Origin of the sequence: Paraglaciecola sp. 20A4 (genome assembly GCF_011378905.1) — a bacterium.
Classification (GTDB): domain Bacteria; phylum Pseudomonadota; class Gammaproteobacteria; order Enterobacterales; family Alteromonadaceae; genus Paraglaciecola.
Genome location: NZ_WTPY01000044.1, coordinates 17869 through 27694, shown reverse-complemented (window position 1 = coordinate 27694; position 9826 = coordinate 17869). Strand labels below are relative to the sequence as shown.

The 9826-nt window shown below is 43.1% G+C and carries 9 protein-coding genes; 2 read left to right on the top strand and 7 right to left on the bottom strand.

The genetic code is table 11. The annotated features are described in order from the left end of the window. Positions 1-118: 118 nt before the first annotated feature. Positions 119-1735, bottom strand: coding sequence for a pyridoxal-dependent aspartate 1-decarboxylase PanP (panP, locus tag GQS54_RS21755; protein ID WP_166426020.1), 1617 nt, complete (start codon positions 1733-1735; stop codon positions 119-121). A 232-nt stretch (positions 1736-1967) separates the two neighbouring features. Between panP and GQS54_RS21750 the strand changes: the two genes are divergently transcribed. After that, complete coding sequence (locus GQS54_RS21750) at positions 1968-2681, top strand: EAL domain-containing protein (RefSeq protein WP_166426019.1); 714 nt, start codon at positions 1968-1970, stop codon at positions 2679-2681. Positions 2682-2689: 8 nt separating this feature from the next. Here GQS54_RS21750 and GQS54_RS21745 read toward each other — a convergent pair whose 3' ends face one another. The 3 genes from GQS54_RS21745 to GQS54_RS21735 are packed head-to-tail and all read right to left on the bottom strand — an operon-like array spanning position 2690 to position 5114. Continuing rightward, positions 2690-3367, bottom strand: coding sequence for an SAM-dependent methyltransferase (locus GQS54_RS21745; RefSeq protein ID WP_166426018.1), 678 nt, complete (start codon positions 3365-3367; stop codon positions 2690-2692). An 18-nt stretch (positions 3368-3385) separates the two neighbouring features. After that, the gene (locus tag GQS54_RS21740) at positions 3386-4156 is read right to left on the bottom strand and encodes an ABC transporter permease (protein ID WP_166426017.1); all 771 of its coding nucleotides are present in this window, start codon (positions 4154-4156) and stop codon (positions 3386-3388) included. Then, entirely contained in the window at positions 4149-5114 is a 966-nt protein-coding gene (locus GQS54_RS21735) for an ABC transporter ATP-binding protein (protein ID WP_166426016.1), read from the bottom strand. Before GQS54_RS21735 ends, GQS54_RS21740 begins: the two co-directional genes overlap by 8 nt. A gap of 265 nt (positions 5115-5379) precedes the next feature. Here GQS54_RS21735 and GQS54_RS21730 point away from each other — a divergent pair, with 265 nt between their 5' ends. Next, positions 5380-5970, top strand: coding sequence for a carboxymuconolactone decarboxylase family protein (locus tag GQS54_RS21730; protein WP_166426015.1), 591 nt, complete (start codon positions 5380-5382; stop codon positions 5968-5970). Between the two features lie 225 nt (positions 5971-6195). Here GQS54_RS21730 and GQS54_RS21725 read toward each other — a convergent pair whose 3' ends face one another. The 3 genes from GQS54_RS21725 to secD all read right to left on the bottom strand — a co-directional run bounded on the left by GQS54_RS21725 (position 6196) and on the right by secD (position 9802). Then, a complete protein-coding gene (locus tag GQS54_RS21725; protein WP_166426014.1) occupies positions 6196-6837 on the bottom strand; it encodes a 3'-5' exonuclease in 642 nt (213 codons plus the stop codon). 98 nt (positions 6838-6935) lie between these two features. Beyond that, the gene (gene secF / locus GQS54_RS21720) at positions 6936-7916 is read right to left on the bottom strand and encodes a protein translocase subunit SecF (protein ID WP_166426013.1); all 981 of its coding nucleotides are present in this window, start codon (positions 7914-7916) and stop codon (positions 6936-6938) included. Then, positions 7913-9802: a protein translocase subunit SecD gene (secD, locus tag GQS54_RS21715; RefSeq protein ID WP_166426012.1), complete on the bottom strand. Its 1890-nt coding sequence runs from the start codon at positions 9800-9802 to the stop codon at positions 7913-7915. Before secD ends, secF begins: the two co-directional genes overlap by 4 nt. Between the last annotated feature and the right edge of the window lie 24 nt (positions 9803-9826).

Sequence of the window (9826 nt, the reverse complement as noted above, 5' to 3'; positions counted from 1 at the left end):
CTTAAATACTCTATGATGTTTGGACATAAAAAGACCCCCAGTAATTGGAATGTCCAACTATTGGGGGTCACTTCAAAACTAACGGCTTTTTTAATGATTAACGCTAAAGAGTCTAAAACTAACTAACGCAAGGATTTTTGGTTAATTCAGCCCAGTCTTCACTCTTGTTAGCAATTTCCATTTGCTCATCAAGGATATTCTGTAGATCTTTCTCTGAGGTTAGCGGATTAGCCAATACCACACGAAATACCGTCATAGTCTGTTCACCATAAGCTTCTGTTTGCAAGCGGGTACGTGACACAAACGACTTACCTGCTTCACGTTGCTGTTTTTGTACAAACACGGTTAGCTTATCTAACTTCTTATTAAACCTAGGGCTCAGTAAAGGATCAGCTTTAATCTGTTGTTGCACTTCTTGTGGATTTATCCGATAGGTAAGTAAAGACAACGTCGGATGTGTGATCAATTCAAAGTCAGGATGCGATTGAATCATACGCGCGAATATCTTAGCTTTTTCTATGCTTTGATCGATCAGTAACTCATAGCCCTGTCGTCCAAAGATATGTAACGATGAATATACCATCATAGCCATGCCGTTACGTGACCCTTCAAGTGTCGTGGCACCTAAGTCTTTTGAACCAGCTCGTAATATATAGTTGGCGTGATGTCGCACCGCGTTACTATCGTTAGGGTCTTTAAATAGCACCATGCCCGCACCCATAGGTACGTACATTTGCTTGTGAGCATCTATGGTTACTGAGTCTGCTCGCTGAATACCTTTAAGAATATTTCTATGGGTATTCGAGAAGAGCGTTGCACCGCCCCAGGCTGCATCAACATGGAAATGGCAACCTAACTCCTCGGCTACATCAGCTAACTCGTCCAGCGGGTCTACATGACCTGTTTCGGTGGTACCCGCTACCCCAACGATGCTTAAAATTTTGTTACCTTGTTCGGCGTATTGTTTGCCAAATGCTAAGGCTTTCTCTGGTGAAAGTCGCTGGTTAGGGCAGTCGAGGGTAATTAATTGCTCTCGGCCTAGGCCCAATATGTCAACCGATTTTGATAGCGAATAATGACCTCTACGAGATGACAAAACTGCCATTTTCTTGTAACCGTAATACGTCAGACCAGCGGCTAGGCCTTCACGCGCAACCCCTTTGAATTTGCCGTCAGCTGCCAGTGCCTTATTTCGGGCAACCCATAAAGCAGTGACATTAGCGATTGTGCCGCCAGAGCAGAAGGCGCCTAACGCATGGTTGGCACTATGCAGATAAGTGTTATAAAACTCGGCATTCTGGCCATACACTAATTCGTGCATCATACCCAGCACTTGACGCTCTAGGGGCGTGAAGGCTTTAGATGTTTCAATTTTGACCAAATTTTGATTCAGCCCGACTAATAATTTAGCCAGAGATAGATGAAAATAAGGTAAAGCAGACGTCATGTGCCCGATAAATGTTGGCGAATAGGTATTAACAGAATTTGCGACTACTTTTTCAAGTAAGTTAGCCGCGTGCTCAGAAACAAACTCGGGGTGCTCCGGCACATTAAATTCAGCAAAACTTTGCTCTATTTGCTCAAGCGATGTGACTTTGGTCACCACATGTTGAGACAAAAAGTCGGCCAAGTTATCTGACAGATGCTGCTCAATCTGAGCCAACTTAGAATCTTTACCTTCAGGCATAGTAAAAACTCTAAACAAATGCTCTAAACTGACTTCAGCTACGGCCACGCTTGACACCTCATATGAAAACTTTCGGGTCGCGAACTTTACATTAATTTTCGAGCCATACCAACATAAAGACCCATAAAATAGAGGGCTAAGGTAAGTTTTTACGACATATTTTTACGTAACAGAATGTGATATTTGTTTGATCTGCAATCACAAAGTACAAAAGTCGTTCGATTGTACCTAGCCTTAAAGCGCTAACTTGCTATAGTATAAAGAAAAAACATTACCTAATATGAAAGTTTCTCAGGTCACTGAAAGTTTTAACCTCGATAACGTAGTGCCGTTTTTTCAGCCGATTATGGATTTGTCCAATAATCAGGTTTGGCGTTACGAATGTTTAGCGCGCCTTATTACTTTTGGGGAGCATCCTTTTATTCCAACTGAATTTCTGTATTTAGTTGAGCGTCAAGAAAGCCAATCCCAGTTAACGGAGACCATATTTAATCGCAGCGCCCAGTATTTTCGCGAGCTAAATATGCCTTGGAATATCAATATTAGTTTGGCCGATATGCAGGATGAAAGTATTCATCGCTTTTTGACAGCACAAGTGCAGAATTACCCTAATCCGCAACGCGTTGCATTAGAGGTCACCGCGCAAAATGTCTTTTCTGATACGGATACCTTCGAAGCGTTTTCAGGGTTATGTAAAAAGCTTCGTTTGAACTTGTTTGTAGATAACGTTGAGCCACAACCTGGCAGTATTGAGCATTTGTTGGCGTTGCCGATAAGTGGTTTGAAAATGTCTGGCGCCACCTTAGCGACACTGTCGCAAGATACTTCGGCCCAATCTGTTGTCAAGGAACTCTGTGAGCAAGGACAGCGCAAGAATATCGCATTAGTTGCCCAGCACCTTGAGAGTGAAGAGCAACTGGTGTTACTTAAACGATTAAATGTGCGTTATGCCCAAGGTTTCTACTTTAGTCAACCCAAAGCGCAGGCGCATTAGGCACTACGCTATAATTGCGCAATAACCTGCCAGCTATGTTGTCCGCTCGCCCAGTATTTACGCTCAAACGGTGTGATTGCTTGTTCGCCGTGATACTGATGGGCATCGCCACTGAATCCAGCAATGTTTAGCGCCATGGAAAATTCCTGAATATAAATTTGCCAGTTGCTACGCACCTCAAGCTGTCCTCCCAATTTTATGATATCTGCAAAGGCAGGACTAGCGTGCCAACGCCTCTGCACATGAGCTGATTTGGGGTAAGGATTGGGATAGAGCAAAAAATGTTTTGCTAAGCGCCAGTTAGCCTGAACGGCTAAGCGCCAAAAGTCATTTAAATCAGCGCGTAATATCAGAGCGTTGTCTTGTTTAAGACTATAATGTTCGTGCTTACCAATTCGGTGAGCTGATTTATCGACCCCAATCACCTTTGCTTCAGGATATTTATTGGCGATATGGGTGGTGCTTTCACCCACACCACAGCATGCATCTAAGATAAGCGGTCCCTGCCAACCATTCAGCCAATTTTGCGCTTGAGCAAATGCTTGTAAGGTATGTTCAGTGAACGGACGTTGGCTTGGATGCTGTAGATTACGCACTACCAGCTCTGGGATTTTCTCGTGGATCCCAGTCTGATTACTATCGATATGCCTAGAGTTTCCGTCAGACGTTGAATTACAATTGTTCATAGTACTTATTGTTTCCGTCTAACTTCTTATCCCGACACCGCGGTTGATAAGCGAGTATGCGAAACTAAGTAAAATGACATTGAAACCGACCAACAACCCTAATGAATACAGATAATCAACGTCTGACACGCCTAAAAATCCATAACGAAAGCCATTAACCATATACACAATGGGATTGATTTTACTGACCCATTGCCAAAATTCAGGTAGCAACGTCAGCGAATAAAACACCCCACCTAAATAGGTAAGAGGCGTTAATACGAATGTAGGTACCACACTAATATCATCGAAAGATTTAGCGAATATGGCGTTGATTAACCCTGCAGTAGCAAATAAAGTTGAGGTTAAAAGTAAGGTGATGATGATAATCGGTATGCTATGCAAGGTTATGTCAACGAACAACATAGATACACAGGTGACTATTATACCAATTAGAATAGCCCGAGCCACACCGCCTCCAACGAAACCGGCGATGATTACCCAGTTAGGAATAGGGGCTACTAGCAGCTCTTCAATGTTGTGCTGAAATTTAGCACTGTAAAAAGATGAAGAAACATTGGAGTAAGAGTTTGTGATAACGGCCATCATAATTAGACCGGGCACAATAAACTCCATGTAGCTAAAGCCACCCATTTTACCAATGCGACTGCCGATTAAATTACCAAATATGACGAAATACAACGACATAGTAATGGCGGGAGGTACTAGGGTTTGTATCCATATACGCAAGAAGCGGGTGCATTCTTTTATCAACAGCGTTTGCAGGGCAATTAGGGTGCGATTATTCATTGGCTAGGGCCTCTTTCTTTGCCGATTCATCTTTGATCCGCTGTACTTCACGACCTGACTCGACCAAACGCACGAATAACTCTTCTAAACGGTTGGACTTGTTACGCATACTCAAAACCTGTATCTGTTGATTTGAGAGCTGTTCGAATACGTTGTTTAAGCTTTCTTCTTTGGCTACATCTACTTCTAGCGTGTGAATATCGAGCAAGCGATGTTCAAATCCAGTTAAGGTAATATTTTGATGCTCACCAGCTAAATCTAGAATGAAGGTTTCTATATTTAACGTCGCTAGAAGTGATTTCATGCTAGTGTTTTGCACAATAATACCTTTGTCGATAATAGCGATATTACGGCACAACATTTCAGCTTCTTCGAGATAATGGGTGGTAAGTATGATGGTGATCCCTTGCTCGTTAATTTCTTTTAGGAATGTCCACATTGAACGGCGAATTTCAATGTCTACCCCAGCTGTGGGTTCGTCAAGAATGAGCATTCTGGGTTCATGCATTAACGCTCTGGCAATCATCAAGCGACGTTTCATACCCCCGGATAAATTCCGTGCGGGTTGATTACGTTTTTCCCATAAATCGAGTTGCTTAAGATACTTTTCGGCGCGCTCTTTTGCGACGTTGCGCGGCACACCGTAGTAACCCGCTTGATTAACCACAATTTGCATCAAGGTTTCAAACTGATTAAAGTTGAACTCTTGAGGAACCAAACCTATGCATGATTTAGCTTCGACGGGTTGGGTATCTAATGAGTACTCGAAAATATCGGCACTGCCATCTGTCTTATTGACCAAGGAGCTAATAATACCAATTGTTGTCGATTTACCCGCACCGTTGGGGCCGAGCAGGGCGAAAAAGTCACCTTGTTTTACCTGTAAATTAATCCCGTTGAGGGCTCGGGTTCCACCTTTGTAAACTTTGGTTAACCCTTTGATATTCAGTGCATTCATGCTTGATTTCCGGCGTGTCTTTGAATTTAGGATATGCGATATATTATGTTAGCTGCCAACTTATAAAGATAAAAAAACTGATTAAAATCGTTAACTGGATGCACTAACGCCACAAAATATGCATCATACCATGGCGATGAATGAATAAAATTCAAGGTTTTTAGTTTGTTAGCAAATAACTCGCCGCGTTGCAAAATTGCTATATCGATTAGTCCCGTTTGTGTTTAAGCAAGTCACTTAATCAATAACAATAAAGGAGATAGCCATGGCCCATATGACTCCCCTACCCAAAGACACCACACCGGAATTAGCGGATGATTTCGCTATATTCGAACAAATTCTAGGTTTTGTACCCAATAGTTTATTAACGATGCAACGTCGCCCAGAGATTGTGCGAGGCTTTGGCGTACTTACCAAAGCGGTTATGACCCAAGACGGCGCCGTTGATTTAGGATTCAAGCGCCTACTGGCTCACTTTTCAAGCCGCGCCGCAGGCTGCCAGTACTGTGAAGCTCATTCGTTAATTGCCGCGAAAATTCACGGTATTTCAGATGAAAAAGTGGCCGCTGTTTGGGAATACCAAAGCAGCCCGTTGTACTCTGATGCAGAACGCGTGGCATTAGACTATGCATTAGCGGCGGGCTCTGTGCCTAACGCCGTAGATGAACCGCTTATGGCTCGCATGCGAGTGCATTGGCAAGAAGATGAAATTGTCGAAATATTAGGCGCTATATGTTTATACGGTTTCTTAAATCGTTGGAATGATTCTATGGCTACTGATTTAGAAGCGGCTCCCAAAGCATTAGGGAAAGAGGTATTGGCCCGAGGCGGTTGGACAGGGGGCAAGCATGTTTAATATTTGTCTCCAATAACAATATTTTAATGTCTTCGTTAAGCGAGGGGCAGTGGGACCTTTTTAGAATCTGGGATGGATAACCCCATGCTACTAATAACGCTTATTTATGCTAATGAAACTGCTATTTAAGAATTTTATAGGGTGCAAAACGCATATTTTGTCACATTCTGGAAAAAATCTGTTTTTCCGTTTGGAGAAGGTAAGTCCGAGAGTGAGATCTAATTATCACAATGGTGCCACTTTCTCGCTCGACGTTATCGAAGACAATAATCTACCCACCGCCTTTTTCGGTGTTTTGCTCAGCTTTTGAATGAATGCAAAAGGCACTTCTGCTTGTGCTGTTTGTTGAGAAATATCTTCAAGCATGGCTATCCACAATTTTGCGGTCATCTCTGAGTCGAACAACGCTCGGTGAAAGCCCCCCAGTGAAGGAATATTTTTGTAGCTAATTAACGAGCCCAACTTATGATTAGGGGCATGTTGATATAAACGTCTTGCGACCAATAAAGAGCAAGCAAAAGAACCGTCATAGCTTCTCGCTATCTGGCGTAATTCAGCATCTAAAAAACGTTTATCAAAAGACGCATTATGGGCCACAAGGTTACTGTTGCCCATAAAGTGCGTAAACTGCTCCATTACTTCATCACAGGGAGCTGCTTTGCTTAACATTTTATTAGTAATACCGGTGTAATTTTCAATAAAGCCACTAACCCTTTTTCCTGGATTCATTAGCGCTTGAAAGCGCTCAACGATCTCGCCTTTTTCTAAACGAACAGCCCCAATCTCGATAGCTCTATCGCCCATATCTGGTGACAGTCCTGTGGTTTCGAAATCAAGCACGATAAGGGAGTCGGCGCAGTTTTGCATTATCGAGATATCACCTGTGTGTTGGGAGTCGGGTATATTAACAAAACGCCCACTAATGTGGGCGTTTTCTATCTGATGTTATTAGATCGCTATTATGTCTATGGCTCGTCGTTAACCAATAATTCTTGAGCGCGATGCTGGTAGAACTCTGGGTTTAAGCCAATCAGTTGTGGAATAGTGGCCGATACCGCGATTGATGATAAAGTACCAAATACCACACCAGCAAAAAGACCGATAGCAAAGCCTTGCAGAGGCTGACCGCCGAATATCCAGATTGCGCCTATGGTTGCCAATGTAGTGCCTGACGTTATAAGCGAACGAGTTAGGGTCGATTTAACAGCAGTATCGACTATATCACTTATATTCATATTGGTTTTAGCGCGCATAACCTCGCGAAGTCTATCGCCAATGACAATAGAATCATTCAATGAATAACCGATTATCGCCAATACACTGGCAAGTACGGTTAAGTCGAATGGTAAGCCAAGCCAGGCGAACAAACCCAGTACTACTAATACATCGTGAACTAGTGCGACTAATGAACCACAAGCTAAGCGCCATTCGAAGCGCCAAGTTAAATACATCATCATGGCTATTGCCGCAACAAGCATTGCTAAACCACCGTTGTCGACTAGCTCAGAACCCACTTGTGAGCCTATAAAAACCGAATCTTGAGGGGTAATATCATAACCCGTTTGCGTAGCGAAATTACTTAGCCAATCTTTGTTTATGACGTTCGCTGTGCCATCTGCCTGACGAATGGTCCATTGGGTATCAGCCGATCGACTATTTAGCTCAAAGTCACCGGTTAAATGCGTAGCTAATTGACTTTGCATTTGCCCTTTGTCGATACTTTGTGACGTGGTGAACTCGGTCATATAGCCACCGGTAAAATCCAAACCTAGATTAAGTCCTTTAAATCCTAGACCGAATGCCGAAAGTACCATCAAGGTAATGGCGAGATAAAAACCCGCCAAACGATATTTACTGAACCTAGCTAATGGTGCCGCAGGCGTTTTGCTAAGGATATTTGTGCCGCTACTTAACATTGATTTATTGCTCATAGATTTTGTACTCATGAGGTTAGCTCCTGATGTTTAACCGTGATTTTAGGTTTAACGATATTTGTCAGCACGTGGGAGACAAATACACCGGTAAACATACTGGTCAAAATGCCTAAACTTAAAGTCATAGCGAACCCTTTGACTGGGCCATAGCCAATGCTAAGTAAAATTAGCGCCGTGATCATGGTGGTCACGTTGGCATCTAAAATAGTGGCGAAAGCTTCTTTGTAGCCAGCCTCAATAGCCATAAAGTTACTTCGACCTCGTGTGCGTTCTTCTTTTATCCGCTCAAAAATTAGTACGTTAGTATCAACAGCCATACCAACGGTTAATACCAGTCCCGCGATACCAGGTAACGTCAGCACCACGTTCGGTAATAACGCCATTAAGCCTAATAAGCACACTAGGTTAAGCACTAAGCTGACATTGGCTATAAGGCCAAGCTTGCGGTACCACAAGCCCATGAAAACCAAGGTGATACCCAAGCCAATGGCTAATGCCATAATACCGTTGCTGACATTTTCTGTACCAAGTGATGCTTGAATTGTTCGTTGCTGCACAATGGTAATCGGCGCATCTAACGAGCCAGCACGTAACAATAATGCAAGATCTGATGCAGCTTGAGGGCTGTCTAAACCGGTAATACTAAAGCGATTTCCTAGTTGACTTTGAATGGTTGCTACACTGATCACTCGACTATTTTTAATCATCTCATCAGCACTATTTTTATGGTACTCGGAAAAAATAGTCACCATAGGATTACCAATATTATCTCTAGAAAACTCCGACATCTTTTTACCTCCGATGCCATCCAGAGACAGATTTACCAGAGCAATACCCATTTCATCCCGCCCTGAGTTGGCGTTTTCAATGTTAGAGCCAGTGAAAATCGGTTTTGGAGCGACGCGTAAACGGCGACCGTTTTCATCAGTAAAAGTTTTCGCACCTACAACGCCGCTCCCCGCCATTTCGTAAAAATCCAATGAGGCGGTGGCACCAATAATACGTTTGGCCTGTTCAGGGTCTTTTACACCTGGTAGTTCGATGCGAATTCGGCTTTTTCCTTGGCGCTGGGTGACCGCCTCTGTAATGCCTAACTCTTCGATACGCCCACGCAAAGTAGTCAGCGCTTGTGCCATAATTTCATGATGAAAGGTATTAACACTCTGTTCTGAAAAAGCTAAGGTCGCGCTGCGATCGCCTGTTTGCGCGTAAATAATACCCGGCAAACGTTGTTGTAATTCGCTGACCACCGCTTTTACTTGGGAGGCTTGATGGCTCAGAAACCCCAAGTCAATTTTCTCATCCGTGTTGACTTGACTTGCTTGTGGCTGGCTTGATTTGAGTGATTCGTTAACAACGTTGTTATCAAAGGTGGAGGTTTTCACGCTCATACCGCGTAGACCTTGGTCATGGATGATCTGTAACACTTCATCTTTAGCATTACTAATGCGTTCTTGATCAGCTTTGTTGGTATCAACTTCTAATACGAACAGCACACCACCGCTCAAGTCTAAGCCCAACTTAATAGGTGACATGCCTAGTCCTTGAAGCCATTTAGGTGCAGCAGACTGGTTGCCCAAGCGTACTTGATAACCATCACCTAAACTATTTTTAAGCTGCTGTTGAGCGCGAATAAGTGCTTCATCATCACCACCGATAACGATCTTACTATCATTATCGCCATTGATTATTTGCTCAACTTGAATGTTTTCTTGCTGCATTATTGTGCGCAGTTGTTGCGGATTGGGCAACGATTGGGTTGGGTTAACGCCACTGATTAGCAAGGCATTATTATTGCCATATAAAGTGGGAATAGCATTTAGTCCCAGAATGACCACAGTGATAATGATCACCAGTATTTGCCAAGTATGCTTGGGCTTTGTATTAGTATTACGCATTTTTGTTCTCATATTTACCCAAAT

Excerpts from the sequence above, each read along its gene's own strand:
- GQS54_RS21750 (WP_166426019.1), top strand. The coding sequence starts at position 1,968 with ATGAAAGTTTCTCAGGTCACTGAAAGTTTTAACCTCGATAACGTAGTG.
- GQS54_RS21745 (WP_166426018.1), bottom strand. The coding sequence starts at position 3,367 with ATGAACAATTGTAATTCAACGTCTGACGGAAACTCTAGGCATATCGAT.
- GQS54_RS21740 (WP_166426017.1), bottom strand. The coding sequence starts at position 4,156 with ATGAATAATCGCACCCTAATTGCCCTGCAAACGCTGTTGATAAAAGAA.
- GQS54_RS21735 (WP_166426016.1), bottom strand. The coding sequence starts at position 5,114 with ATGAATGCACTGAATATCAAAGGGTTAACCAAAGTTTACAAAGGTGGA.
- GQS54_RS21730 (WP_166426015.1), top strand. The coding sequence starts at position 5,380 with ATGGCCCATATGACTCCCCTACCCAAAGACACCACACCGGAATTAGCG.
- GQS54_RS21725 (WP_166426014.1), bottom strand. The coding sequence starts at position 6,837 with ATGCAAAACTGCGCCGACTCCCTTATCGTGCTTGATTTCGAAACCACA.
- secF (WP_166426013.1), bottom strand. The coding sequence starts at position 7,916 with ATGAGTACAAAATCTATGAGCAATAAATCAATGTTAAGTAGCGGCACA.
- secD (WP_166426012.1), bottom strand. The coding sequence starts at position 9,802 with ATGCGTAATACTAATACAAAGCCCAAGCATACTTGGCAAATACTGGTG.